At 70.5% G+C, this 25082-nt stretch carries 28 protein-coding genes; 13 read left to right on the forward strand and 15 right to left on the reverse strand.

Features of this window, described 5'->3' with window-relative positions; translation table 11 throughout:
* Positions 1 to 13 precede the first annotated feature (13 nt).
* Genes ACFVWR_RS10435 through nirB form a run of 6 tightly spaced genes read right to left on the reverse strand, consistent with a single transcriptional unit; the run spans position 14 to position 6915 of the window.
* Positions 14 to 280, reverse strand: coding sequence for a DUF6457 domain-containing protein (locus tag ACFVWR_RS10435; protein ID WP_387210966.1), 267 nt, complete (start codon positions 278 to 280; stop codon positions 14 to 16).
* Positions 264 to 926: a molybdenum cofactor guanylyltransferase gene (locus ACFVWR_RS10440; protein WP_387210969.1), complete on the reverse strand. Its 663-nt coding sequence runs from the start codon at positions 924 to 926 to the stop codon at positions 264 to 266. Before ACFVWR_RS10440 ends, ACFVWR_RS10435 begins: the two co-directional genes overlap by 17 nt.
* Positions 923 to 2116, reverse strand: coding sequence for a gephyrin-like molybdotransferase Glp (glp, locus tag ACFVWR_RS10445; protein ID WP_387210972.1), 1194 nt, complete (start codon positions 2114 to 2116; stop codon positions 923 to 925). The genes ACFVWR_RS10440 and glp overlap by 4 nt, the downstream gene beginning before the upstream one ends.
* The gene (locus ACFVWR_RS10450) at positions 2113 to 3249 is read right to left on the reverse strand and encodes a uroporphyrinogen-III synthase (protein WP_387210975.1); all 1137 of its coding nucleotides are present in this window, start codon (positions 3247 to 3249) and stop codon (positions 2113 to 2115) included. Before ACFVWR_RS10450 ends, glp begins: the two co-directional genes overlap by 4 nt.
* Positions 3246 to 4298 carry a uroporphyrinogen-III C-methyltransferase gene (cobA, locus tag ACFVWR_RS10455; protein WP_387210978.1) on the reverse strand — a complete coding sequence of 351 codons (1053 nt, stop codon included), beginning with the start codon at positions 4296 to 4298 and terminating at the stop codon, positions 3246 to 3248. Before cobA ends, ACFVWR_RS10450 begins: the two co-directional genes overlap by 4 nt.
* A 1-nt stretch (position 4299) precedes the next feature.
* Positions 4300 to 6915 (reverse strand): nitrite reductase large subunit NirB, encoded by a 2616-nt coding sequence (nirB, locus tag ACFVWR_RS10460; protein WP_387210981.1) that lies wholly within the window; start codon positions 6913 to 6915, stop codon positions 4300 to 4302.
* Between the two features lie 230 nt (positions 6916 to 7145).
* On the opposite strand from nirB, the gene nirD reads away from it, so the two are divergent.
* The 4 genes from nirD to ACFVWR_RS10480 all read left to right on the forward strand — a co-directional run bounded on the left by nirD (position 7146) and on the right by ACFVWR_RS10480 (position 13483).
* Positions 7146 to 8267: a nitrite reductase small subunit NirD gene (gene nirD / locus ACFVWR_RS10465; protein ID WP_387210984.1), complete on the forward strand. Its 1122-nt coding sequence runs from the start codon at positions 7146 to 7148 to the stop codon at positions 8265 to 8267.
* A gap of 62 nt (positions 8268 to 8329) precedes the next feature.
* The gene (locus tag ACFVWR_RS10470) at positions 8330 to 9748 is read left to right on the forward strand and encodes an MFS transporter (protein WP_387210987.1); all 1419 of its coding nucleotides are present in this window, start codon (positions 8330 to 8332) and stop codon (positions 9746 to 9748) included.
* A gap of 22 nt (positions 9749 to 9770) precedes the next feature.
* Positions 9771 to 11921: a molybdopterin oxidoreductase family protein gene (locus ACFVWR_RS10475; protein ID WP_387210990.1), complete on the forward strand. Its 2151-nt coding sequence runs from the start codon at positions 9771 to 9773 to the stop codon at positions 11919 to 11921.
* Positions 11918 to 13483, forward strand: a complete 1566-nt coding sequence (locus tag ACFVWR_RS10480; protein ID WP_387210993.1) for an FAD-dependent oxidoreductase — start codon at positions 11918 to 11920, stop codon at positions 13481 to 13483. The genes ACFVWR_RS10475 and ACFVWR_RS10480 overlap by 4 nt, the downstream gene beginning before the upstream one ends.
* Positions 13484 to 13487: 4 nt before the next feature.
* On the opposite strand, the gene ACFVWR_RS10485 is transcribed toward ACFVWR_RS10480, so the two are convergent.
* A complete protein-coding gene (locus tag ACFVWR_RS10485; protein WP_387210995.1) occupies positions 13488 to 14837 on the reverse strand; it encodes a serine/threonine-protein kinase in 1350 nt (449 codons plus the stop codon).
* Positions 14838 to 14904: 67 nt separating this feature from the next.
* On the opposite strand from ACFVWR_RS10485, the gene ACFVWR_RS10490 reads away from it, so the two are divergent.
* The 4 genes from ACFVWR_RS10490 to ACFVWR_RS10505 all read left to right on the forward strand — a co-directional run bounded on the left by ACFVWR_RS10490 (position 14905) and on the right by ACFVWR_RS10505 (position 16418).
* Positions 14905 to 15396 carry a MarR family winged helix-turn-helix transcriptional regulator gene (locus ACFVWR_RS10490; protein ID WP_387210998.1) on the forward strand — a complete coding sequence of 164 codons (492 nt, stop codon included), beginning with the start codon at positions 14905 to 14907 and terminating at the stop codon, positions 15394 to 15396.
* Positions 15397 to 15557: 161 nt separating this feature from the next.
* Positions 15558 to 15722, forward strand: coding sequence for a hypothetical protein (locus ACFVWR_RS10495; protein ID WP_387211001.1), 165 nt, complete (start codon positions 15558 to 15560; stop codon positions 15720 to 15722).
* 27 nt (positions 15723 to 15749) lie between these two features.
* The gene (locus ACFVWR_RS10500) at positions 15750 to 16007 is read left to right on the forward strand and encodes a DUF6458 family protein (protein WP_387211004.1); all 258 of its coding nucleotides are present in this window, start codon (positions 15750 to 15752) and stop codon (positions 16005 to 16007) included.
* A 60-nt stretch (positions 16008 to 16067) separates the two neighbouring features.
* A complete protein-coding gene (locus ACFVWR_RS10505; protein ID WP_387211006.1) occupies positions 16068 to 16418 on the forward strand; it encodes a cupin domain-containing protein in 351 nt (116 codons plus the stop codon).
* Positions 16419 to 16500: 82 nt separating this feature from the next.
* On the opposite strand, the gene ACFVWR_RS10510 is transcribed toward ACFVWR_RS10505, so the two are convergent.
* The gene (locus ACFVWR_RS10510; RefSeq protein ID WP_387211010.1) at positions 16501 to 17259 is read right to left on the reverse strand and encodes a class I SAM-dependent methyltransferase; all 759 of its coding nucleotides are present in this window, start codon (positions 17257 to 17259) and stop codon (positions 16501 to 16503) included.
* A 115-nt stretch (positions 17260 to 17374) separates the two neighbouring features.
* On the opposite strand from ACFVWR_RS10510, the gene ACFVWR_RS10515 reads away from it, so the two are divergent.
* Both ACFVWR_RS10515 and ACFVWR_RS10520 read left to right on the forward strand, forming a co-directional pair.
* Complete coding sequence (locus tag ACFVWR_RS10515) at positions 17375 to 17842, forward strand: hypothetical protein (RefSeq protein WP_387211013.1); 468 nt, start codon at positions 17375 to 17377, stop codon at positions 17840 to 17842.
* Between the two features lie 2 nt (positions 17843 to 17844).
* Entirely contained in the window at positions 17845 to 18267 is a 423-nt protein-coding gene (locus tag ACFVWR_RS10520) for a hypothetical protein (RefSeq protein ID WP_387211016.1), read from the forward strand.
* Between the two features lie 37 nt (positions 18268 to 18304).
* Here ACFVWR_RS10520 and ACFVWR_RS10525 read toward each other — a convergent pair whose 3' ends face one another.
* From ACFVWR_RS10525 to ACFVWR_RS10550, 6 genes are all read right to left on the reverse strand, one after another.
* Complete coding sequence (locus ACFVWR_RS10525; RefSeq protein ID WP_387211019.1) at positions 18305 to 19006, reverse strand: glycosyltransferase; 702 nt, start codon at positions 19004 to 19006, stop codon at positions 18305 to 18307.
* An 11-nt stretch (positions 19007 to 19017) separates the two neighbouring features.
* Positions 19018 to 20292, reverse strand: a complete 1275-nt coding sequence (locus ACFVWR_RS10530) for a PIG-L family deacetylase (RefSeq protein ID WP_387211022.1) — start codon at positions 20290 to 20292, stop codon at positions 19018 to 19020.
* Positions 20286 to 21314, reverse strand: coding sequence for a hypothetical protein (locus tag ACFVWR_RS10535; RefSeq protein WP_387211025.1), 1029 nt, complete (start codon positions 21312 to 21314; stop codon positions 20286 to 20288). The genes ACFVWR_RS10530 and ACFVWR_RS10535 overlap by 7 nt, the downstream gene beginning before the upstream one ends.
* Entirely contained in the window at positions 21311 to 21886 is a 576-nt protein-coding gene (locus tag ACFVWR_RS10540; protein WP_387211028.1) for a Dps family protein, read from the reverse strand. Before ACFVWR_RS10540 ends, ACFVWR_RS10535 begins: the two co-directional genes overlap by 4 nt.
* 85 nt (positions 21887 to 21971) lie before the next feature.
* Positions 21972 to 22145, reverse strand: coding sequence for a DUF3263 domain-containing protein (locus ACFVWR_RS10545; protein ID WP_387211031.1), 174 nt, complete (start codon positions 22143 to 22145; stop codon positions 21972 to 21974).
* A gap of 59 nt (positions 22146 to 22204) precedes the next feature.
* Positions 22205 to 22825 carry a DUF4232 domain-containing protein gene (locus ACFVWR_RS10550; protein ID WP_387211034.1) on the reverse strand — a complete coding sequence of 207 codons (621 nt, stop codon included), beginning with the start codon at positions 22823 to 22825 and terminating at the stop codon, positions 22205 to 22207.
* A gap of 182 nt (positions 22826 to 23007) precedes the next feature.
* Here ACFVWR_RS10550 and ACFVWR_RS10555 point away from each other — a divergent pair, with 182 nt between their 5' ends.
* From ACFVWR_RS10555 to ACFVWR_RS10565, 3 genes are all read left to right on the forward strand, one after another.
* Positions 23008 to 23667, forward strand: coding sequence for a fasciclin domain-containing protein (locus ACFVWR_RS10555; RefSeq protein ID WP_387211037.1), 660 nt, complete (start codon positions 23008 to 23010; stop codon positions 23665 to 23667).
* Positions 23668 to 23744: 77 nt separating this feature from the next.
* Positions 23745 to 24182: a DUF1801 domain-containing protein gene (locus ACFVWR_RS10560; protein WP_387211040.1), complete on the forward strand. Its 438-nt coding sequence runs from the start codon at positions 23745 to 23747 to the stop codon at positions 24180 to 24182.
* Positions 24166 to 24330, forward strand: a complete 165-nt coding sequence (locus tag ACFVWR_RS10565; RefSeq protein ID WP_387211043.1) for a hypothetical protein — start codon at positions 24166 to 24168, stop codon at positions 24328 to 24330. Before ACFVWR_RS10560 ends, ACFVWR_RS10565 begins: the two co-directional genes overlap by 17 nt.
* A 39-nt stretch (positions 24331 to 24369) precedes the next feature.
* On the opposite strand, the gene ACFVWR_RS10570 is transcribed toward ACFVWR_RS10565, so the two are convergent.
* Positions 24370 to 25017 carry a septum formation family protein gene (locus ACFVWR_RS10570; protein WP_387211046.1) on the reverse strand — a complete coding sequence of 216 codons (648 nt, stop codon included), beginning with the start codon at positions 25015 to 25017 and terminating at the stop codon, positions 24370 to 24372.
* Positions 25018 to 25082 lie beyond the last annotated feature (65 nt).

The following is a 25082-nucleotide window of genomic DNA, read 5'->3' on the forward strand; positions in this document are numbered from 1 at the left end:
CCGGGCAAGAGGCCTAGGACCGGTTCGGCCAGGCCTCCGCGAAGGCTCGTGCGCGCTCCACGATGTCGAGCACGCCGGGCGCCGCCTCGCCGACCGCGGTCGGGGATGCCGCGAGCCCGGCGGCGTACCCGGCGACGAACGCCGACAGGGGTGCGGCCGGGCGGGTCACGTTGTGGGCGGCGTCGCGGGCGAGGTCGAGCACCGGGCCGACGACATCGGCCGGAACCTCGCACCCGAGGTGATCGGACAGCGCTGTGAGCCATTCATCGAGGTCGTTCATCGTCGGGTGTCCTCTCGTGCGCCTTGCGAAGATCGTCGGGGGTGTCGATGTCGAACGCCTCGTCGCTGTGACCTTCGATCGGGCGCAGGGTCAACGGGCCGAGTAGCGTTCGCACGGCTGCTGCATCCAGCCCGCCGCTCGACCGCTGCGTCTCCGCGGCCGCCCGAAGCGCGGAGGCACGGTACACGCCGCAGAGCCATTGAGGGCGGGAATCGACCATGAGGCACGCACCCGACTCCGCGGCAGTGAGCACGGGCACCGATTCGAGGAGTGTCTCCACCGCCTCGGGCGCTCGGGGAAGGTCGCACGCGAGAACGAGCACCCAGTCCGCAGACGGGGCGAAGGTGCGCAGACGGTCCAGCCCGGCGGCGATGCCGGCCACGGGGCCGCCGAACGCGGGGATCTCCCGGGTGAGGGTTGCACGCGGCCACTCCCCCACGGTGGCCGCCAACTCGTCCGGGCCGACGACGACCGCCGGGAACCGGGCGACCGCGGTCAACGGTCGGCGCAGCAGGGGCTCGCCCCCGATGTCGGCCAGCGGTTTCGACTGCCCGAGACGCGACCCTCGGCCCCCCGCGAGGACGATCGCAGCGACCGACGACGCCCGCGGCGACGCCGGCACCGGGGTCAGGCTCGGCAAGCTCATACCGGCTCGAACGCGTGGATGGTGTCGCCCGCGGCCACGCGCTCGCTCGCGGCGGCAACGACGCCGATGGCCGGCGCGCCGAACATCGCGAGCAGAGAGTGTGAGGCATCGACGGAGCTTGCGGCCAGGGTCAGGGGCACGAACCGTTGGGTTCCCGGCGCCCCGGGCAGGCTGGGAGACGCGATCCGCCCATCCGAGTCGCCCATCACCGCCCTGCCCTGCAAGCGATCGAGCACGGGACGCACGAACGCTTCGAACGAGACGAGCACCGCGGTCGGGTTGCCGGGGAGGGCGATCCAGGGCGCCCCTCGCCAGCGGCCGTGAGCTTGGGGTCGGCCTGGTTTCATCGCGACCGACGCAAACCGTCCGGCGTCTCCGGGCGCGCGCCCGTCGGTGATCGCCCGGCGAACGAGGTCGTGGGAGCCCGCTCCGAGACCGCCGCTGGAGACGATGAGGTCGGCGTGGCGCGAGGCTTCGTCGAGAACGGCTTCGAGCATCCCGCGGTCGTCGGGCGCGGTGAGGCGGATGACGACCTCGGCGCCCACCGATTGCACGGCCGCTCCGAGGTAGGCCGCATTCGAATCGGGGATGCCCCCGGCGAGAGCGCCCGAGAGTTCGTCACCCGTCGACACGATCGCCACTCGCGCGCGGCGGTGCACACGCACTGAGCTGTGCCCGGTCGCGGCGAGCAGGCCGATGTCGCGCGCGGTGAGGGCGCGGCCGGCGTCGACCAGGGGCGTTCCGGTCGGGATGTCCTCTGCGGCGCGACGGATGTGCCGCCGCTCGCACGTCCAGAGGCGCACGACGGGCTCGTCGTCGAAACAGCCGGAGACGCTCGACTCCACGGGGATCACCCGGTCGGCTCCGGCCGGGAGCGGTGCGCCGGTCATGATGCGCACAGCCTCGCCTGCCGCGAGCGCTTTCGGCGTCGGCGCACCCGCGATGGCGCTCCCGACGACACGCAGCGTCACCGGATGCCCTGGTGTCGTACCGACGACGTCTTCGGTGCGCACGGCGTAGCCGTCCATCGCCGAGTTGTCGAACAACGGCACCGGCTGGGCGGCGGCGATCCGCCCGGCGACGACGCGCCCGAGGGAGTCGCACACCGGGATCGACTCGGCTGGCAAGGGCCGCGCGCCGACGAGCAACTCCGCCAGGTACGCCTCGACGCTGCACCGCTCGGCCGTCACGATCGCACCGCGATGCGATAGCCGCGCTTGATGACGGTCTGCACGATCCTGCCGTCGGGCAGGGCCGCGCGCAATCGGCTCACCGCCACATCGACACCGTGGTCGTCGAGGGCTTCGGGCGCCGACCGCGCGAGCTCGGCGCGGGAGATCGTGCCGCCCCCGGCCCGCACGAGCGCGCGGAACAGCGCGAGCGACACTGGGCTGAGTGCGGTGGCGGCCCCATCGACACGGACCACCTTTCCGCGCAGTTGCACGGGCCCGGACTCCGTATCGAGTTCGGCGACGGCGGTACTCTCGAGGTGCTCGCAGGTGAGACGGATCAGCGCGCCCATGCGAAACCGGTCGGGAACGATGGGCAGGATGCCCACCTGCACGAGCGGCGTCGCCGTCACCGGACCGACGGCCGCCACGACCACGTCGTCCCGCATCGCCGCCTGCAACTCGTCGAGACGGCCGACGCCGTCGGCGATGGTGAAGAGCGCGTCGACGGCCGGCGCGGACGTGAAGGTGATCGCGTCGATCCCGGAACTGCAGACCGCGCCGATCAGTCGCCGCACGCGCTCGGAATCCTCGTGCACCATCCAGCGATACGGTTCGACGGTGAGCACGGTCGCCCCGGCGGCCGTGAGCCGGGCGAGCTGCGCCGGGTCGGTGAAACCGTGCAGCTGCACGGCCACGGTTCGGCCTCGCACGTCGTCGCGCAACACCATGTCGATGAGCGACAGCGTCGTCTCCCGCTCGCTCATCCCGTGATCGTCGAGCCCGGCGGCGCGGATCGACCCCCGGGCTTTCGGGCCGCGCACGAGGATGCGGGCCGCGGCCAGCGTGTCGGTCAGCTCGTCGCCGAGACCGGCGGCATCGGCGGCTTCGAGCCAGCGCCGCATCCCGTAAGACGTTGTGGCCAGCAGCACGTCGGGGCGGCCGTCGATGATGCGCTTGGTCTCCTCGATGAGCACGCTGTCGTCGGCGACGCCGGTCATCCGGATGGTCGGGGCGTGCGTGACCTCGGCGCCGCGGCGGCGGAAGGCCGCGAGCAGGTCTTCCGACCGGCGATCGGAGGTGACCGCGATGCGGAAGCCGTCGAGCTGATCGGGGCGGAAGCCGGGGATGCCCGCTTCGACGTCCATCGTCATGCCAGGCCGTGGATCGCGGCGACCAGGTCGGCGTCCCCTGCGTCGTTCATCACGTCGTTCGCCGCGTCCGCGATGGCGGTGACCACCTCGCCGATCACGATGACGGCCGGTGATCGCACCGACGCCTTCGTCACGGCCTCCAGCACGCCGGAGATCGTGGTGACGGTGGTGCGTCGCGACTCGGTGAAGCCGCGCTCGAGCACGGCGACCGGCATGTCATCCCGCATCCCGTGCCGGCGCAGACCCGCGCTCAGGTGCGGAAGGGTCGCCACGCCCATGAGGACGACGAGCGTGCCGCCGAGACCGACCGCGTGCGACAGCTCCTCTTCGCTGAGCGGAACATGACCGGAGATGACGGTGAACGCGCGGCTGATCTCGCGATGCGTCACAGGGATGCCCGCCTCGGCCGGAACGGCGATGGCGCTGGTGACCCCCGGCACGATGTGAACCGGCACGCCTGCACGGTGGCAAGCGGCCACCTCTTCGCCTCCGCGCCCGAACACGAACGGGTCGCCCCCCTTCAGCCTGACGACCCGAAGCCCTGACCGGGCCTTCTCGACCATGATGCGTTCGATCTCCCGCTGCGGCACAGCGTGATGGCCGGGGGTCTTTCCGACATCGATCAACTCGGCTCCGGGCGCGAGGTCGGGCAGCGCGTCGCGCGGTCCCAGCCTGTCGTGGAGCACGACATCGGCGCGGGCCAGCGCCCGGCGCCCGGCGATCGTGATCAGGTCGGGATCTCCGGGCCCGCCACCGACGAGCGTCACCTGCCCGTGCGGGGTCGGGGCCACGGGCTCTGCGGTGGCGAACGGGATGCGCAGCTCACGCGCCAGAGCTGCGAGCGTGTCGCGCGTGCCCTGGGGTCCGTCGACCCACACCAGCAGATCGACCGCGGGCTCGATCGCACCGAGCCGGGAGAGCGCCTCGCTGGCTGAGGCCGACGTCACACGCGCGCCGCCGGCGACGGCCTCGGCCAGCGCGCGGCGGGACAGCTGGGCGTCACCGACGACGAGCACAACCCGGGAACTCAGGTCGAGGTCGAACGACATGTCAGCCTCCTCTTACAGGAATCGACGGCCCGGCGAGCCAGACGGAACCCGACTCGCGTTCCTCCGTCGACGGCGGCCGCACCTGGCCGCGCTCGCGAATCTTCACCATAGCGGGATCGGCTGTGGACGGCGCGTTCACGAACGAGCGGAACCGCTTCAACCGATCGGGATCGGCGAGCGTGGCTGCCCACTCGTCGCGGTAGTCGCCGACATGCGACGCCATCGCGGCTTCGAGTTCGGCGGCTATCCCGAGCGAGTCGTCGCAGACGACCTCGCGCACGTGCTCCAGGCCGCCGTCGAGGTCTTCCTGCCAGCGGGCCGTGCGCTGAAGCCGGTCGGCGGTGCGCACGTAGTACATGAGGTAGCGGTCGATGTAACGGATGAGGGTGTCGTCGTCGAGATCACCGGCGAGCAGCTGCGCGTGCGTCGGCTGGAAACCGCCGTTGCCGCCCACGTAGAGGTTCCAGCCGCTCTCCGTGGCGATCACGCCGATGTCTTTGCCGCGAGCCTCGGCACACTCGCGCGCGCATCCGGAGACCCCCATCTTGAACTTGTGCGGCGAGCGGAGACCGCGGTAACGCTCCTCCAGAAAGATCGCCATGGCCACCGAATCCTGCACGCCGAACCTGCACCAGGTCGAGCCCACGCACGACTTCACGTTGCGCAGCGACTTGCCATATGCCTGACCCGACTCGAAACCGGAGTCGACGAGGATGCGCCAGATCTCGGGCAGCTGTTCCAAGCGGGCGCCGAACATGTCGATGCGCTGGCCGCCGGTGATCTTCGTGTAGAGGTCGAACTGCTCGGCGACCTCGGCGATCACCTTGAGCTTGGCCGGGGTGATCTCGCCGGCCGGGATGCGCGGCACGACCGAGTACGTGCCATCTTTCTGCATGTTGGCGAGCGCACGATCGTTGGTGTCCTGCAGGGGTCCGGCCCCGCCGTCGAGGATGTACGCCGAGGTCTGGGTGGCGAGCACCGAGGCGACCACCGGCTTGCAGATGTCGCAGCCCAGGCCGCTGCCGAACCGGTCGAAGACCTCGCCGGCCGTGCGCAGGCCCAGGATCCGCACCGACTCGAACAGCTCGCTGCGGCTCAGCTCGAAGTGCTCGCACAGCGCCCGCGACACCTCGACACCGGCGCTCACCAACTCCGTCTCGAGGATCTTCTTCACCAGCGGCACGCAGGAGCCGCACTGGGTTCCCGCCCGCGAGCACGTCTTCAGCTCAGCGAGGTCGGTGCAGGCGTCGCCGTGCTCACCGCGGATGAGGTCGCGGATGGCGCCGGCGGAGACGTTGTTGCACGAGCACACCTGAGCGTCGTCGGGCAGGGAGAGGCCGGCCGGCGGCTCGGCGCCCGCCGCGGAGAGGTACGACGCGGGCTCGCCGGGGAGCTCGCGACCGAGCAAGGGTCGCAGGGAGAGGTACGGCGACGCGTCGCCGACGAAGATGCCGCCGAGCAGCGTCTTGACGTCGGCGCTCATGACCAGCTTCTGGTAGAGCCCGCGGGCGGGGTCGGCGTAGACGACCTCCAGCGCACCGTCGGCGACGGCGAGAGCGTCGCCGAAGCTCGCGACGTCCACCCCGGAGAGCTTGAGCTTCGTCGCATCGTCGACACCGGGGAACAGGGCCGCCCCTCCGTCGATGCGGTCGGCGACGACCTCCGCCATCGCGTTCGCCGGCGCGACCAACCCGACGCAGCCGCCGTTCACGCTGGCCACCTCGCCGATCGCCCACACGTGCTCGGCCGAGGTGGAGCAGTCGTCTGCGATCGCGACGCCGCCGCGCGCACCGAGCCGGAGGCCCGCATCCCGAGCCAGTTCGTCCCGCGGCGTGATGCCGATCGAGAACACGACCAGGTCGGCGGTCACGGCGCTGCGGTCGGCGAAACCGAGACCGAGCACGGCTCCGCTCGGCCCGCAGATGACCTCGGTCGGGCGGTCGCCGAGACGGAGCTCGATGCCCTGGGCTGCGATGATCCGCCCGAGTGCCTGCCCGGCGCCCTCGTCGAGCTGGGCCGACATCAGCCAGCGGCCCGAGTGGACGATCGTCACCACAGCTCCGAGCGCCTTGGCGGCGCCGGCCGCCTCGAGACCGAGAAGGCCGCCGCCCACCACGGCCACGCGTGCCGGGCGGCCGTGCTTGGCCGACAACTCGGGCACCTCGGCGGCGAGCGCGTCGACGTCGTCGATCGTGCGGTAGACACGGCCGGCCGAGGCGCCGGGGACCGGAGGCACGGTGGCCGTCGAGCCGGTGGCGAGCACGAGGTCACCGTAGGAGTGCTCGTCGCCCGAATCGAGACGCACCGTGCGAGCGACAGGATCGAAGCCGACGACGCGGGTTGCGGAACGGTAGGTGACGCCGGGCTCTGTCCAGAGCCGCCCGTCGCCCAGCGTCAGGTCGACCTCCGCACCGCCGACCCCGCCGAGCAGCCGGGACGAGAGGGCGACCCGGTCGTACGGCAGCCACGGCTCCTCGCCGAACACGGTGATGGTCGGTGACCCGGCGGCGCTTCTCCGCGCGACCAACGACTCGACGAGACGGTGCGCAGCGGGACCGCCGCCGATCACCACCACGTCGGAGCCCTGCGGGTGTCGCGCGATGCTGTCGACGCTCATCTCTACCTCCTGCTCGTGCGGATGCCTCGAACCTACGCAGCGCGCGTGACGCCCCCGTTGCCTCCACGTGACGGTGTGTGTCGGGATCCTCACGGCCGCCTGGACGCGTCGTGAGGTCTTCGTTACAACAGCGACACGGTGCGCGTGATCCACCGAAACACGGGCTGCCTAGCGTGAGTCAGCAACAGGAAGCTCCGAGCGGTGGACCGACGGCAGGACGGTGGAACGGCATGACGATCGCATACGAACTCGACACGGCACGAGCGGCGAGCACGGCGGCGAACACGGCGACGTCCGCATCCGGGGCCACCTGGACCCGGGTCTGCCACATCACCGACCTCGAGCCGATGTGGGCCGAGGCGGCCCTTGTGCACGGACGGCAGGTCGCCGTGGTGCGCCTGCCCGACGACAGCCTGTTCGCGTTCTCCAACCTCGACCCGGCCACCGGAGCGTCTGTGATGGCCCGCGGCATCGTCGGCTCCCGCGCAGGGCGCCCGACGATCGCATCCCCGCTGCACAAAGACGTGTACGACCTCGAGACGGGGCGATGCCTCACCGATCCGCAACGACGTCTGCCGATGTGGCACGTTCGCCACGACGACGACGGCTTCGTGTCCGTGCGCTTCGCCCGAGCGCTCGTCGCCGCATCGCACGGAACGTCAGACGCAGCCGGCCGGCGGTCGGTCGCCGCCCTCGTGCAGGCCGTGCGGGATGCCCGACCCGAGCTCGACGTCGCCGACGCGTTCGTCGACGTGCAGGAGCCGGAGGTCACGACCACGATCGCCGGTGTCGCGCCCGATCAAGAGGCCACCGTGGTGCCACTGCTGCTGTCGGCGGGCTACCACGTGAAAGTCGACCTCGCCGCCGCGGCCGCCGATGCGGCCACCGCCGAGACACCGCGAACCGTCGGGGTCACGGGCGCACTCGGCCCCGACGCCCGCCTCATCGCGGTGCTCGTGCGCCGGCTCCGCGAGGCCGGGCTGCGGGAGGACGACAGGGTCGTGCTCGCGGCAGCCGGCTCGACCGACGCGTCGGCGGTCGCCGACTGCCATGTGATGGGCCACCTGCTCGCGGCCGCGCTCGGCCGACCCGTCGTGACCTCGTTCATCTCGGCGGCCGAGCCGCGGGTCGCCGATGCGGTGGCCTCGACGCGGAACGACGCCCCCGGCCGTGTCGTCGTCGCGACCTACCTGCTGGCGCCTGGCTACTTCGCCTCGCTCGCCGCATCGGCGGGAGCCGACGTGACCAGCGGCCCGCTCCTCGTCGAAGGCGAACGGCCGCCCCGCGAGCTCGTCGACATCGTGTGCGGTCTCTTCGACGACGCCGGCACACGGCCCGTGCCCGGTCACTGAGGCCGTCGCACTCTCTTCACGAACCATCAGCGCACCACCGATCGATCCACCTGGAGGCACCGATGAACGCACCGTCCCCGTCGCCCGCGGCAGTGGCACTGGAACCGTCCGCGGCACCCGAGACCGCATCCGCATCCCTCGTCCGTCGCCCGGGGCGCTGGATCGACGGGTGGAACGCGGAGGACGCCGCGCAGTGGAAGCGGGAGGGCGCATCCGTCGCCGCCCGCAACCTGCGCTGGTCGATCTTCGCCGAGTTTCTCGGCTTCGTCGTCTGGCAGCTCTGGTCGATCGTCGTCGTTTCGCTGCCCGCGGCAGGATTCGACTTCTCCACCTCGCAGATCTTCTGGCTCATCTCGGTGCCGAGCCTCGTCGGCGCGACCCTCCGCTTCCCTTACACGTTCATGGTTCCGCGTTTCGGCGGCCGCAACTGGACGGTGATCTCGGCCGCGCTGCTGCTCATCCCCACAGTGGGATTGGCCTTCTGCGTCGCCGACCCGCAGACGCCGTTCGGCGTGATGCTCCTCGTCGCCGCGCTCGCCGGCCTCGGCGGCGGAAACTTCGCGAGCTCGATGGCCAACATCACCTACTTCTACCCGCAACGGCGCAAGGGATGGGCGCTCGGGCTCAACGCGGCCGGCGGCAACCTGGGGGCGGCCGTCGCACAGCTGGTGGTGCCGATCGTCATCACGATCGGCGCCGGCGTCACACTGCAGCTACCGCTCGCCGGGCTCATCTGGATTCCGCTCATCCTCGTGGCCGTGGTCGGCGCCTGGAAGCGGATGGACAATCTCTCCAGCGCCAAAGCCGATGTGAAGGCGTCGCTGGCGGCACTCCGGGCGCCGCAACTGTGGGTGATGTCGCTGCTCTACATCGGCACGTTCGGCTCGTTCATCGGCTTCTCCGGCGTGTTCCCGAAGCTCATCGCCGACCAGTTCCCCGCGTTCAGCACCTTCGGGGTCGGTAGCGCGACGCTGTCGCTCGCGTTCCTGGGCGCTCTCGTCGGCTCGCTCGCCCGACCGTTCGGCGGCCACCTGGCCGATCGGTTCGGCGGAAGCTCGATCACGATCGTCGCCTTCGTGATCATGGCGCTCGGCGCGCTCGCGGTGATCGTGACCCTGCCGCTCGACAACTTCTGGCTGTTCCTTGGTTTCTTCCTCGTGCTCTTCGTCGCGAGCGGGGCGGGCAACGGAGCGACCTACCGCATGATCCCGACGCTGTTCGCCCTCCGCTCGGGAGCCGCCGACGGCGAGCGCTCTCCCGGCGACCTCGGCGCGCAGCGCACCGCCGCAGCGGCACTCGGACTCATCTCCGCCTTCGGCGCCTACGGCGGCTTCATCATCCCCCAGGTGCTGGGCCTGTCGAAAAGCACCACCGGAACGTACACGACGGGTCTCGGCTGGTTCGTCGCAGCGTATGTCGTGTTCCTCGGCATCACCGTCGCAATCGCGGTCTACGGCCGGCGCCGCGGCGTTCGCATCTGATCATCAGCGGGATGCGACGACCATGACCGACACCACCGGCAGCGGATCAGGCACGAAGGATGCGGTGGCCGCCGCTGCCACCCACTGCCCGTACTGTGCGCTCCAGTGCGCGATGACGCTGACGCCCGCCCCGGCTGCGGAGGACGGCGCTCCGGTCACCGTGGCCGGCCGCTCGTTCCCGACCAATCGGGGCGGGCTGTGCAAGAAGGGCTGGACGTCGGCGGAGCTGCTGCGGACGGGCGGCCGGATCACCACACCGCTCATCCGCGGCGCGAACGGGCTCGCCGAGGCGACGTGGGGCGAAGCTCTCGACCTGATCGCCCGCCGGCTCATCGCCCTCCGCGAGTCGCACGGGGCCGACGCGGTCGGTGTCTTCGGCGGCGGCGGGCTGACGAACGAGAAGGCGTACCTGCTCGGCAAGTTCGCCCGTTTGGCGCTCGGCACGTCGCGAATCGACTACAACGGACGTTTCTGCATGTCGTCGGCCGCGGCGGCCGGCAACCGGGCGTTCGGCGTCGACCGCGGGCTGCCGTTCCCCGTCACCGACCTCGATGACGCGCACACCATCCTCCTGCTCGGCTCCAACGTCGCTGCCACCATGCCCCCGTTCATCGGGCACCTGGCCGGCGCCCGCGCATCCGGTGGCCTCATCGTCGTCGACCCGCGCCGCTCGCAGACCGCCGAACTGACCGCCGACGGTGGCGGGATGCACGTGCAGCCGGCGCCGGGAACCGACCTGGTGCTGCTTCTCGGGCTGCTCAACATCGTCATCTCCGAAGGTCTCGTGGACCACGACTACGTCGACCGGCGCACGGTCGGCTACGAGTCGCTTCGCCGGAGCGTCGGCCGATGGTGGCCGGAACGGGTGCAGGAGCACACGGGCGTTCCCGCCTCGCAGCTGCGGGAGGTGGCGAGGCGACTCGCGAACGGCCGCGGCACCTACATCCTCACCGGGCGCGGTGTCGAACAGCACGTCGACGGCACGGACACCGCCACGGCGGCGATCAACCTGGCGCTCGTTCTCGGGCTGGTCGGAACGGGTCGCTCGGGCTACGGCACCCTCACCGGGCAGGGCAACGGGCAGGGCGGCCGGGAGCACGGGCAGAAATGCGATCAGCTGCCCGGCTACCGCAAGATCGCCGACCCTCGGGCGCGCGCCGCCGTGGCCGAGGTCTGGGGCGTCGACCCGGCGACCATCCCCGGGCCTGGAGTTCCGGCGGTCGAACTGCTCGGGATGCTCGGAGCAGCCGGAGGCGTTCGGGCCCTGCTCGTCCACGGCGCCAACGTGGTGGTCTCCGGCCCCGACGTCACCGCCATCCGCGCCGGACTGCGCTCGCTCGACCTTCTCGTGGTGTGCGACTTCGTGCTGTCGGAGACGGCGGAACTCGCGCACGTCATCCTGCCGGTGACCCAGTGGGCGGAGGAGGAGGGCACGATGACATCGCTGGAAGGTCGCGTGATCCGACGACGCCAGGCTCTTCCACCGCCTGGGCAGGCGCGCAGTGAGCTCGCGATCCTCGCCGACCTGGCCGATCGTCTCGGCGCTCCCTCTGTGTGGCCGGCCGAACCGGCGGCCGTCTTCGACGAACTCGCCCGGGCATCCGCGGGCGGCATCGCCGACTACTCGGGTCTCAGCCACGCGTTGCTCGACACCGAGGTGGAGGCGTACTGGCCGTACCCGGCCGGATCCGCCGGAACCCCGCGGCTCTTCCTCGACCGCTTCGGTCACGACGACGACCGAGCACGCCTGGTCGCGGTCTCGGCGGTGGAGCGCGATCCAGGAGCGCAGCGGGGCGGAGCGCTGACCCTCATCACCGGGCGGCTTCTCGAGCACTACCAGTCGGGTGCGCAGACCCGCCGCGTGCCCGAGCTGCTGGCCGCCCGCCCGGAGGTGCGGGCCGAACTGCATCCTGAGACCGCGGCCCGTCTGGGCATCGCCCACGGCGACCGCGTTCGGATATCGAACGCCCGCGGCGACGTGTCCGCGCGAGCGGACCTGACCGAAGGGATGCGTCTGGACACCGTGTTCCTCCCCTTCCACTTCGCTGGCGAGCAGTGCGCCAATCTGCTCACGGAGTCAATCGTGGACCCGGTATCGTTCATGCCCGAGTTCAAGCGCACGCTCGTCACGGTGACAACCAACGAGCGGCAGCCGGCGGAGCGCGCCCGATGAGCGGCACTGGCACGCGACCGCTGCGCGTCGTGCTGATCGGCTACGGACCGGTCGGCGCCCGCTTCGTGGAAGAACTGTCGCCGGCCGTCGCCGCAGGGCGCGTCGAGCTCACCGTCGTCGGTGCGGAGACGGAAGACGCCTACAACCGGGTGCTGGTCGCCGAATACGCGGTGGGAGCCGCCGATCGCGACCGCCTCGAGATCACCGACACGGCGGCGGCCCTGGCCGTGGGCGTCGTCATCCGGCTCGGCGAGGCGGCGCTCAGTGTCGACCGCCTGCGGCAGCGGGTGACCGTCGAGGGTGGAGACAGCATCCCCTACGACCGCCTGGTGTTCGCCACCGGCGCCCGCGCGAACGTTCCAACGCTCGACGGGCTGCAGCGCTCGCGCCGATTCCGCACAGACCCTCTCGTGTCGGCCGGCGCGCTCGACCGGGGCGCGGCGGCCCTCCCCCGGGGTGTCGTGGCGATGCGCGATCTCGTCGACGCCGCCGTCGTCACGCCGGTCGTCGCGGCGGGCGGAACAATCGTCGTGCTGGGCGCCGGGGTGCTCGGCATGGAGTTCGCCCTCGCGGCGGCCGAGCATGGCGCCGAAGTGGTCGTCGTGCACCACGGCGAGATCCCGATGGCGCGCAACCTCGACGATCACGGCGGCCGGATGCTCGCTCAGGCCAGCCGCCGACAGGGCATCGGACTGGCCTCGCACTCGCGGGCCGAGGGTCTGCTTTTGCGCCACGACGACGACGGCGTGCAACGGTTCGACGCCGTGCTCTGCGCAGACGGCAAGCACATCCCCGGCGACCTGCTGGTGTTGTCGTGCGGGGTGGGCGCGAGAACCGAGCTGGCGTCCGCCGCGGGCCTCGACTGCTCGGCGGGAATCCTGGTGGGTGAAGACCTGCGCACTTGGGCCGACCCCGACATCTTCGCGATCGGCGACTGTGCGCAGATCGCCTCGCCCGAAGACAGGGATGCGGGCGGACGGGTGCCGGGCGCGCCGAGCGGACTGATCGGTCCGGGCTGGCGGCAGGCCGCGGCTCTGGCGCGACGATTCGGGGGCGAGGCCGCCGACGGCGCGACGACGCCCGAGCGGCCGGCGGTCGTGATGCTCAAGGCGACCGGCATCGACGTCGTCTCCGGCGGGGAGCACACGACCCAACCCTGGGTGGATGCGTCCGCCGACGTCAGCCTCTGGCTCGACCCCGCTCGCGGCGGCTATCTGAAGACCGTCGTGCGCGACGGAACCCTCGCGGGCTTCATCGCGGTCGGCATGCCGCGCGCGGGCGCCGAGCTCACCCTGCTCTTCGAGCGCGGGTCGGAGGTTCCCGCTGATCCGACCGTGTTCCTGCGCCTCGACGCGCCAACGGCCTCATCGGCTGCGACGTCAGACCCGCTCGCTCCGGATGCGACGGTGTGCTGGTGCAACGGCGTCACCGTGGCAAGGATCTCCGAATCGATGGATGCGGGGAGCAGCACCGTCGAGTGCGTCGGCCGCGACACCCGCGCGGGAACGGGGTGCGGAGGGTGCAAGGGCCGGATCGCCGAGATCCTCGCCAGCGCGAGCTGACCGGCTACTTGTCCTTGCCTTTGCCGCCGTTGCCGTTTCCGTTGCCGTTGCCCTTGCCCTTCTTGTCGTCCTTCCCGGGATTTCCCGGTGCCGGGTTCGCGGGAGGAGCGACGGTCGGGGTCGCCGCCGGCTCGTTGCTCGCCGGGGCAGGCTCGGGGCTCGACACCGGAGCGACCGGCGCCGTCGTCGACGGCCGCGGCGTCGGAACAGCCTCCTGCCCGCCGCCGGAGGAGACGGCGATGACAGTGACGAGCGCGGCGATCACGAGCGCGGCACCCACCAGGGCGACACCGACGACTCGCCGGCGCGCACGGCCGGTCGTCGCCGTCGGCGCGGACACCTCAGCAGCCTCCATCCGCACGGTCGGCACCTCGGCGCGCGTCGGCGCGTCCGGCTCCAACGCAGACGCGTCGGCACCCACTCCAGCGGCGGCGCCGACGCCGGCGGCGACGGGCGCCCATCCCGCCAGCTCGACCGCCCCCGCCCGGGAGCGCACCGCTACGTCCATCGCGTCGGGCCGCGCCGCCGCATCCATCGCCGTCATCTCGCGCAGCAGCTGCACCCAGTCCGCCGGCAGGCCGTCGGGAATCGTCGGATCGCGAAGCAGCCGCGTGCCGATCGACTCGGCGGCGGTGCCGGCGAACGGCCTTTCACCCATGAGGCATTCGAGCACGATCAATCCCAGCGCGTAGATGTCGGACGGCGGGCCGGGCTCGTCCCCGCGAGCCTGCTCGGGGCTGAGGTACGCCGCAGTTCCCACGACCACGCCGTCGGTGGTGATGCGCTCCGACCCCACGAGGTGGGCGATGCCGAAATCGGCGAGCTTGCCGCGATAGGGCTGCGACGGGAGGCCCGTCGAGGTCAGCAGGATGTTCGCCGGCTTCAAGTCGCGGTGCACGATGCCGGCCGCGTGCACGGCGGCGAGAGCTTCGGCCAACTCCGCTGCGAGCAGGGCGACCTCCTCGGCGGGGAGCGGCCCGCGATCGAGCTCGTCCCGCAGGCTGGGGCCGTCGACGAGCTCCATCACGATGTAGCTCGGCTCGTCCGTTCCGGCGGTCGCGAGGTGGGCGTCGAACAGCGTGACCAGGTTCGGATGGTTCACCCGCGCCAGAGCCTGGGCTTCGGCTTCCCGTCGCGCGGAGTCACTCGCCTCGCCCGGGGGGAACACCTTGACGGCGACAGCCCGGTCGAGTTGCCGGTCGTGCGCACGCCAGACCACGGCCATCCCACCGCGCCCGATGACATGCTCCACCTCGAAACGGTCGCCGAAGACGACCGGGCCGCTGTCTTCGATGGCGTGCTCCTTCCGCGCGGATCCGCCTCTCGGATGCGCGCCGTCCAGGGTAGCCGCCACACCCGAACCTGACCACCCGCTCGGAATGCCTAGATTAACTAGACATTCGGTGCACTGAATGGGTGGCATGAGCGATTCGCCTCGCACCCACGACGGCGATCCGGACGTCGAACCCGCGCCGGACACCAGAACCGTGCTCAATGCGCTCCGGTCGTACCGTGCGGCCGAAGCAGCGATGCGACGCCGCCGCGGCGTCTCCATGAGCATCAGCGAGAACGACTTCCTCGCGCTCCGGTTCATCCTCGCCAACGACGACGCCGGACGAGTCACCAACGCCAAAGACATCGCCCACTACCTCGGCATCTCCAGCGCATCCACCACCACTCTCATCGGCAGGCTGGTGCGTGACGGCTACGTGCAGAAGAGAGCCAGTGCGACAGACCGCCGCTCCGTCGAGATCGTTCCGCTGAGACTGACCGATCCCAGCGTGCGGGATGCGGTGGGCGACACCCACGAGCAGGTGATCCTCGCCGCCGAGTCGCTCAGCCCGGAGGAGATGCGCACCGTGACCCGGTTCCTGAGCCGCCTGCAGTCGGCCGTCGACGGCATCGACAAGTAGGCATCGACAAGTAGGCGCGATCGCGCGTCGGCCGCATCCCAATACCCTCATTTCCCGCAAAATCAACGCCGCCAGGCACTTGTTAGTTCGGTGAACTAGTTGTTGTGTGGACTCCGCCAAGGGTCGCGACCGCGACCCGTGTCGGAAGGAGCGTCACCGCAATGAACATCCTCTTGATCGTCATCGCCATCATCGCCATCATCCTGCTGCTCACCGGCGGGTTCGTGCAGTCGCTGAACTTCCTGCTGTGGGTCGGCATCGTGCTGCTCGTGCTGGCGGTCATCGTCTGGCTCGTCCGTATGCTCACGGGCAGCCGACGAGTCTGACCCGAGACCCCTGACGAAAGGAATCCAATGAGTCTGGGAACCGGAATCGTTCTGCTCGTGATCGGCGCCATCCTCGCGTTCGCGGTCAACGTCGACATCGGCTGGGTCGATCTTCACCTGGTGGGCTACATCCTGATGGCAGCCGGCGTGGTCGGCATCATCCTCGGGATCATCCTGATCACGCGGCGTCGCACGTCGGTGACCACGAGCCGCACCGCGGTCGACCCCGCGACAGGCGAGCGCATCAGCCGCCGCACATCAGATATGGATGACGGCCAGCTCTGACCTGGATCGATGTGTCACCCTGTACGCCCGGGCCCCAGTGCCCGGGCGTACAGTTCGTTCATGATCGACGACGATCCGACGGTGACGAACCCCGACAACTATCACGTGCTCTGGGAGAACGATCTCGTGCGCGTGCTCGCGTATGACGACGTGCCCGGCACGGTCACGACGCCGCACGACCATCCGAACAGCGTGATGGTCACCCTGAGCGGTTTCCGTCGCAGACTCATGGCCGGAGACCGCGAGTTCACGACGCAACTCGACTCCGGCCAGGCCGTCTGGCTCCCCGCGCAACGGCACGCGGGCGAGAACATCGGCGACACCGAGACGCACACCATCCTGATCGAACTGAAGGGCGCAGCGGCGGGCCACAACGACGGCTCCGCCCTCGGACCCGTGCGCAGCGACTAGTCAAAGCAATCGAGTCCAGGAAGAAAGCTCCAAAATCGTGCGATTGGGAGCATTCTTCCTGGACTCGATGGCTTTGGTGCGGTCAGGCGAGGTCGCTGCCGGGCACGCGCTCGAGCACGATGAGCGGCGTGAGGTAGTGCTCCGTCACGGTGCCTCCGAGGTCACGCACGGCCGCCGCCGCCTGCTCCACCTCGCTGAGCGACCAGTCGCTGAACGTGGTGAACAGGTCGCGGATCTGGTCGGCATCCAGCTCGATCCGCCACGGAAACTCCACCCGGTCGACCACCCGGAACCACCCACCTGAGACGAGCTCGTCGGCCCAGGATGCGGTCGCCGACTCCGACGGTCCCGGTCGCGGCGGCGCGGTGCGAGGGGCGACGATCCTGGCAACTTGTTCGCGAAAAGGGGTGACCTCTGCCGACGGGTCGCCGAAGACGGTGCGCCACACGGCGAAATGACCACCGGAGACGAGGGCGCGGTGCAGCTTCGGGAGCACCACCGGCAGGTCGAACCAGTGCACGGAGGTGGCGGCCACGGCCAGCTCGTATCCGCCGTCGGTCAGCGATGCGCCTTCGATCGTCGACTCGATGACCTCAACCGCGGAAAGGGCGGAGCGGAGCCGCGCGGCAAGGGCCGGGCCCGGTTCGACGGCGGTGACCTGCATCCCGAAACCGAGGAGCCTGCCTGCGGCCTGCCCTGTTCCGGCTCCGAGGTCGAGCACGCGGTCGCCGCGCGACAGAAGGCCGAGGCCGGCAAGGCGCGCCCAGAGTGCGTCGGGATAGGGCGGCCGCGCCCGTTCGTAGACCTCCGCGTGGCGATCGAAGTGCAGCGGATCCACCATGCCGACGACTCTAGCGAGCACCAGCCGGCCCCTGCCAGACTGAGGGCGGCCCGGTAGACGACGGGAGACCGCCGCCGATGGCGGACCGTTCCGCGCCCCGACGCAAGGAGAATCCATGGGACTGTTCGACCGCGCGAAGAAGGCCGCCGACAGCGCAGGGGCCGGTGCGCAGGACTGGGCAGCCCAAGCCGCCGCGGCGCAGGAGCTCGCCTCGCAAGCTCTGAAAGACGCCGGGTACGCCCAAGGCGGAGCGGTGACCATGGCGAACGCCGGGAGCGTCAGCGCCGACATGTACGCCGACCGCGAGGTGCTCACCGCCTACGGTCAGGAACTGAACCGCATCATCGCCGTCGGAGCGAAGGGCACCTCGGTGATCCGCTCCGCGGTCGACACCGGTGAGCGGGTGTCGGGCAACCCCTGGTACCAGTTGCAGGTCGAGGTCACCCTGCCTGGCGCGGCGCCGTACCTCGTGAGCAAGCGCGAGATGGTGGCTCCGCAGTTCCTCGCGAACTATGCGGAAGGAAGCTCGCACGAGGTGGCCGTCGACCCGGCCGATCCGCAGAAGATCGCGTTCACGAGCTGACCGTGGGCGTCTTCCGCGATGTGTTCCGCCTGATGAAGGCGGGCGCGAAGCAGACCGCGACCACCGACTATGCGGCGAACCTCAAGATGTCGGCCGACCTCGCCGAACAGTTCGCGGGCACCGACCCCAACGCGCCGCTCGGCAGTCACGGGATGTCTGCCGCGAACCCGTTCGCGAACATGGCCGCATACGCGACCATGGCGCAAGGTTCCGGCACCGTCGTTGCGATCGAGCCGACCGCGACGGATGTGGCCGGAACGCCGGTCTATCGGGTGCACCTCGACCTCAAGCTCGAGGGGCGGGATGCGTATCGCACCGTCTACCAAACGGTGATCGCCGACAGCGCGCTCTCGAACTGGCAGCCGGGCAGCGTGCTGCCGTTCCGCGTCTCGCCGAGCGACCCGAACGCGCTGATGCTCGGCTGAGCTGCGTCGGTCATCCGCGGCCCCGGCTCGCTTCGGATCAGGTCGGGGCGAGGTCGCTCAGGCCCAGGTCGTTCAGGTACTGCGCGTAGCCGCCGGACACCCGGCCTTCGAGCCGGCTCGAGGTCACGACCGGATCGTCTTCGGATTCGGCGACCCGTGCGCCGCCCGCGCGCAGCCGTTCGACGAGCGTGACGTCTTCGTCCCGTGCGAGCGCGGCGAAACCGCCCGAGCGCAGGTAGACGTCGGCTCGCACGCCGAGGTTGGCTCCGTGCACGTGACCCAGGGTCGCGCCCGGCGGGTGGATGCGGACCCAGGCGTCTCGGCGGGAATCGTCCAGGTCGTGCAGCACCGGCACCACCGCGCCGACGAAGACGTCCGCATCCCGCGCCGCCCGGAGGTTGCGCGCCAGCCAGCCGGGAGGCACCTCGCTGTCCGCATCCGTCGTAGCGATCCAGACGGTTCTCGGATCGGCGTTCGCGAGCCGGAGCCCGGCCTCCACCCCTGCCGCACGGCTCAGCCCGACGTTCTCGAAACTCCGCTCGATCGTCACGAGGCTCGGATGCCGGGCCGCGATCTCCCGCGAGCCGTCTGTGCACGCGTCGAGAACGAGAACGGTGGTGCAGGTCACCGGTGCGATCCGCTCTGCGGCCACGGCGATCGACCGCAGGCACGCGTCGAGCGTCGCCTCCTCGTTGCGCGCGGGCACGACCACCACCAGGTGCCGGATCCGTCTCCTCATCGCGCCCCACCTCACTCGAACACCTCGAGCAGAAAGTCGCTCTCGCGGTGCGTCACCGTGGCGCTCAGTCCCGACTCCGTGCGGAACACCTCGTGCGCGTTCTCGCCCGACTGGGCGAAATCGTCGGCCGCTCCCCGCCAGTGGCAGAGCACCACGGCGCCTCCCTCGGTCAACGACGACCGGCAGCGGTCGATCACCGCTCGCCACTCATCGGCCGCCAGATAGTAGGCGACTTCGGAGATGAGGATGAGGTCGAACCGGCCGTCGGGCCAGGCTGCGGGCACCCGCATCCTGCGAACCACGGCGTTCGGATGCGCGCTCACCCGCTGCGTCGCCGTCTCCACGGCCGCTGCCGAGACGTCGACGGCGACGACCGACTCCGCACGTTCGGCCAGCAGGGCGGTGGTCTCCCCCACCGAGCAGCCGACCTCCAGCACGCGGCCCGGATGCTCGCGCGGCAGGGAGGCCAGAGTGATCGCGCGCTTTCGCCGTTCGTACCAGCGGGTGCGCACGTCCCAGGGGTCGGCGCCGTCGCTGTGCAGCCGTTCGAAGTGCCGGTCGAGCGCAGACCCCTCCGGTCTGATGAGCACTTCGCGGCCGTGCCGGGAATGGTCCAGGAACTCCTCGGTCAGCACGCCCTCCGGATTGTTCGCCGACCGCAGTTGCGTGCCGAAACCGCCGATCGCCCGCTGCTTGCGCAGCCGGACGTCGTCGGGGAGCGCGACATCGATGAGGCGGCTCCACGGAACATCCTCTGCCGCTGACCACTGCCACAGCCAGACCGGGTAGAAGAAGAGCTCGCCCCGACCTGTCCGCATGGCGCTTCCGACCTCCCGGCCCACGGTGCGGTGGTCGCCGCGCCTGTCGCCCGGCCAGGGCGCGAGCACCCAGCGTCGGACGCTGCCGAGCGACAGGGTGCGTTCCACCCCGGCCCGCAGTTCGTCGGCGTGGTGCTTCGTGCGGCCGTCGGGGAGGTGCAGGTGCTCGATCGTGACGGCGGCCGGGGCAGGGACGCCCAGCGTTTCGAGGGCCTGCCGGAGTTCGGCCGGCCGCCGATCGTCGCCGTCGGTCGCGACCACGACGCGCACCGCGACGCCACGATCGGCCGCGAGGGCGATGAGGCCGCCGGCGCCGATCGTCTCGTCGTCCGCGTGTGCGGAGAACACGACCAGCTCGTCGAGGGTGTCGAGCTGGGCGAGGTCGATCGGCTCGACATCGTGCCAGTGCTCGTCGGCCCGCCACTCGGCCGCACTCGTCAGCGTGCGGTCGGCGTCGAAGCTCACCATCCGAGACCGCCCTGCGGCAGGTGGCCGAAGAGGGAGGCGTCGTCGGGCCCGCGGTGATACTGCGAAACGTAGAGTTCGAGGTCGGCACAGCGGCGTGCCACGGACTCGTCGAAACCCAGCGACGCCGGGCCGAGGATGTCGCGGGCGGCGCTGAGTGTCTCCTCCACCGCATCCGCAACCGCTCCTCGCGCCGTGTGGGCGAGCACGGCAGCAGCGTCGTCATCGATCCCACCCTCGCCGGTTGCGTCGATGCGCTCGGCGCTGTGCGCGAGCACGAGTCGCGCGGCCTCCAGCACGCGGTGAAGATGCCCCACGCGGCTCGTCGCCAGCGGGCTCGTGCCCTCGCGGGCGGCCTTCGTCGCGAGCGCATCGAAGAGGGGAACGCATCCGCCCCACCAGCAGGCCGCGACACCGATCGCGCCGTGACGGAACCCGGGTCGCTCGAGATACCATCCCTCCTCGCCGACGGGCTCAGCGACCGCGGCCTCGAAGCGCAGCGGCCCGCTCTCGACATCGGCGAGGCCGCGCGCCACCCACGCGGACGGCTCGGGATGCACGCCCGCTTGGGTCAGGTCGGCACGGAAGAGGCGCCGGGCTCCCGAACCGGTGGTCGCCGTGAGCAACGCATCGCTCAGCCTGCCCCCGAGAGAGCACCACGGCTTGACGCCGGTGAGACGCCAGACGCCGGGAGACTGCGCGTCTTCTGAGGCTTCGAGCTTCGTGCCCGGCGCCTCCGCAGCGAACACTCCCCAGACGTGCCCGGCGTCGGCTCGCTGTCCGGCCTCCGTGAGGATGGCGACCGCGTCGAGGTGCGGTTCTAGCACGCGCGCCGCCGTCACGTCCGCTTGTGCGACGGTTGCGAGGAAGCGGAAGCGCTCGGCGGTGCGACCCGAGCCGGGAAGCGGTGCAAGCGCGGCGGGGTCGAGCCGTCGCAGGGTCGCGAGAAGACCGCCGGCCGAGCCCTCGCAGGCTTCGGCGGCGGTCAGGTACTCGCGTTGCGCGTCGGAGAAGGCGCGCGTCATCGAGTGGCGGGGGTGCGGTTCTCCGCGCCCACCATCCACGCATACTGTTCGAGCGTCGCGATGATCTCGTGCAGGATGTCCGCGGTCGTCGGGTCTTCCTCGTCGACGTCGTCGTGCACGTCGCGCATCGTGGCCACGGTCGCTTCGAGCCGCTCGACGATGAGGTCGACGGTCTTGGCCGTGTCGACCTCGCCGTTCGGATACTCGGGCAGGCTCGTGGACTTCGCGACCGTTGCGCTTCGTCCGTCCGGGGCGGCGTGCAGCGCCCGCAGACGTTCGGCGACCACGTCGCTGAACTCGCGGGCCGACTCGACGATCTCATCGAGCTGCAGGTGCAGGTCGCGGAAGTTCTTGCCGACGACGTTCCAGTGCGCCTGCTTGCCCTGAAGGTGCAGTTCGATCAGGTCGACGTGCACCCGTTGCAGGTTGGCGGCCAGCTCTGCGGACGCCACGAATCCATGCTCCGCGTGCTCTCGGCGGGTGGATGCGACTCCCGCCGCTGTCGTGCCGGACGCGGAACGCCCTGCGGTCTTGCTGCGGGTGGTCGACTTGGTCGCTGTTGCGGTAGCCATTGGGGTCCTTTCGACAGGTGATCGATCTGGACCACGAACGGTACCCCCGCGAAGCCCGGAGCGCTGGGGGTTGACGACAAGAGAACTATGCCGCGTCTGCCCGCGCATCCGTTCGATCGAGCTCGGCGATCAACTCGCGGTAACGCTGCGGCTCGATGCCGAACGTACGCCGGATGGCTTCGTCTTTGGCCGCGGCATCACCCGACTCGGGATGCTCGGCTTCGAAGAGGAGGAGGAGTCTCGCGCGCTGCGTCGGCATGCCGCAATCATCCGGCGAGCCACCGACATCCGCTGACCCTCCGACACCGCCCGGCCGGGTCAGGGAGCGGCGAGCGCGCCGACGACGAGCAGGGTCGGAGCGGAGTCCTTGGTGCAGGCCGTGACGTCGGCATCCTTCACGAACAGCGACTCGGTGGAGCCGGGCGGATAGACGCGGAAGCCGTCGGCCTGCTTCGGGCCGCAGTCGGCCTCCGGGTAGTTGAGCGCCTGGGTGATCTTCAGCGGCGCCTGTGCCGTGCCACCGGGGGCCACCGTGACCGTCTCGTGCGGCGTCGAACGGTCGAAGTCGGCGGCCTTGCCGAGCTGAGTGCCGTTGCCGTCGCCGACGAACGAGACCCCGGGCCAGCCCTGAAGCGCACACGAGGCCGAGCCGTTGTTCGTCAGCACGAGCGTCACCTCGACGCTTCCGGCTGCCCCGCCGCCGCCCTTCGCGATCGTGCCGGTCAGATCGCTCGTCGCGCACTGGCCGTCCACCGGCACGGCGGTGCTCGTTCCGGTCGGCCGCGGCGTCGACGACGAGGAGGCGGATGCCGAGCCCGAGCCGGAACCGGACGGCGTCGGCGAGCTTGACGGGCCACCGCATCCCGTGAGGATGATGGCCACCGCGGCGGCGACGGCAGCAGCGGCGAAGGACGTTCTGACGTGACGGGTGTTGGCCATGTCCCTATCTGACCACTCCCGGGCGCAGAATCCCGGGGTCGAAACACCCTTTCGCGCGGTTCGCCCTCGTTCGCCGCGAGAAACTTCGGGCCGTTCTCCAATCCGTTCCCGGCGCAGTGTCGAACCCCTGGTGCAAGGCCGCTTCGCAGCTGCGGCCGATCCCACACAAAGGAGTAGTACCCATGCGAGTACAGAAGCGCCACATCATCGCCGTTCTGGGGCTCGCCGCAGCGGCCACTCTCGGTCTCTCGGCTTGTTCGTCCGGAAGCGGATCGGCCTCGTCGTCCTCCTCGATGCCGTCGGAGAGCTCATCCCCCAGCGCGTCCGCCATGGACCCGGCCGCCGACCTCGTCGGCAGCGGCTGCGCCGCCTACGCGAAGTCAGTTCCCGACGGCTCCGGTTCGGTCAGCGGAATGGCGCAGGACCCGGTGGCGACGGCGGCCTCGAACAACCCGCTGCTGAAGACCCTCGTCGCCTCCGTCTCGGGCAAGCTCAACCCGGATGTGAACCTGGTCGACACGCTCAACGGCAGCGAGTTCACGGTGTTCGCCCCCGTCGACGACGCGTTCGGCAAGATCGACGCCGCGACCATCGACTCGCTGAAGACGCCCGAGGGCGCGGCGACGCTGACCAAGATCCTGACCTACCACGTGGTTCCCGGCCAGATCGCTCCTGACAAGATCGACGGCACCCACAAGACGGTCGAGGGCGGCGACGTGAAGGTCACCGGCGCCGGCGACGACATCATGGTGAACGACGCCAAGGTCATCTGTGGCGGCGTCCACACCGCGAATGCCACGGTGTACCTCATCGACACCGTGCTGATGCCGCCGGCCAACTGATCCCCTCCGTCTGGCCGACGCATCACACGGATGGCCCGTCCCTTTCTGGGGCGGGCCATTCGTGCGTATGGTGAGACATGGACTCCGCACCGCTGGATCCTCGCGTCGACGCCTACCTCGGCGGCCTGCCCGAGTGGCAGCGCGAGACGTTCGCGCGGCTGCGTGCCATCATCCATCGAGCCGATCCGGGCATTCAGGAGACCATCAAACGGAGCGTTCAGCCGTACTTCGTCCTCGACGGAAACGTGTGCGCCTTCCTCGCCGCCAAAGATCACGTCAACCTGTTCGTCTACGACGGCGCGATCGTGCCCGACCCGGCCGGCCTCATCACGGCCGGCCGCGACAATCAGACGGCGCGCACCATCGGGTTCCGCCAGGGCGACCCCATCGACGAGGAGGCGCTGCTCGCCTTTCTGCGCCGGATCGTGCAGAACAATCGCGCCGGCGGGTGGCGCAAACTCAAGCAGACGGAGCAAGCTGGTCGCGGAGGTGATGGGCATGACGACAGAACGTGAACAGATCGAATACCCGGACGAGGCGGGCTACCCCGACGGCACCGGCTATCTCGACGAAGGAACCGCGGAGGGCGCGCAAGCACCCTCGCTCGAAGACGTCGCCGAGTTCGCGATGACCGACGAAGAGGACGACGAGCCGAACCTCTAGGTGCGGCCCTCGTGGGCCCGTCCCGGAGCGGGATGAGCGTCACCGGGCGGCTCGCGCGCTTCCGGTGAGTTCGTTGCGCGAGTACGTGTAGACGATGCAGTAGTACGTGCGCGCTCCCGTCGCCCAGTGTTCGGGCGTGTTCGGGTAACGAAGGTCGAGCTGCACGTCTTCGTTCCAGACGGCGACCCAGTCCCAATCGAGCGACGGTTCGCAGAGGTCGCTCACCTGCTTGTCCAGCGCATCCGTGCCAGGGAAGGTCTCATCGGCCGCCTGAGGGAGACGGCCGGTGGCCAGCAACTGCGCGATGTGCGGCTGCGAACAGTCGACGACCGGATACGCGTCCGCCCATTTCGAGTCGTAGGTCTGCAGGCACGCGCCGGGCGCCAGCGACCCGACCGGCTGCGAAGGCACGGTGGCGACCGGCGTGCGGGTCTGCCGGGGCGGCAGGCCACGCGGCACCGGCGCCGATCCCGGCTCGGGGATGTGCTTCGCGACCGTCGGCGATGTCGACGAGCCGGCCGCTCCGGCGCCGCCGGCACCACCGGCGGAGAGGCCGGTCGCGGAGATGCCGACGCCGAGCAGCGCAGCCCCGACCACCACGGTGGCGGCGACGAGTAGAAGCCAGCCGCGCCGCGACAGGCCGTCACCGCCTGCGTCATCCGCCGAGTCGGCTGAACCTGCTCTCACGCTGCGCCTCCGCCCCTCTCGCCCGGCATCTCGTGCGCCGAGTTGCGCCGAATGCGCCTTAAACG

Source organism: Leifsonia sp. NPDC058292 (genome assembly GCF_042880955.1).
Taxonomy (GTDB): Bacteria; Actinomycetota; Actinomycetes; order Actinomycetales; family Microbacteriaceae; genus Leifsonia.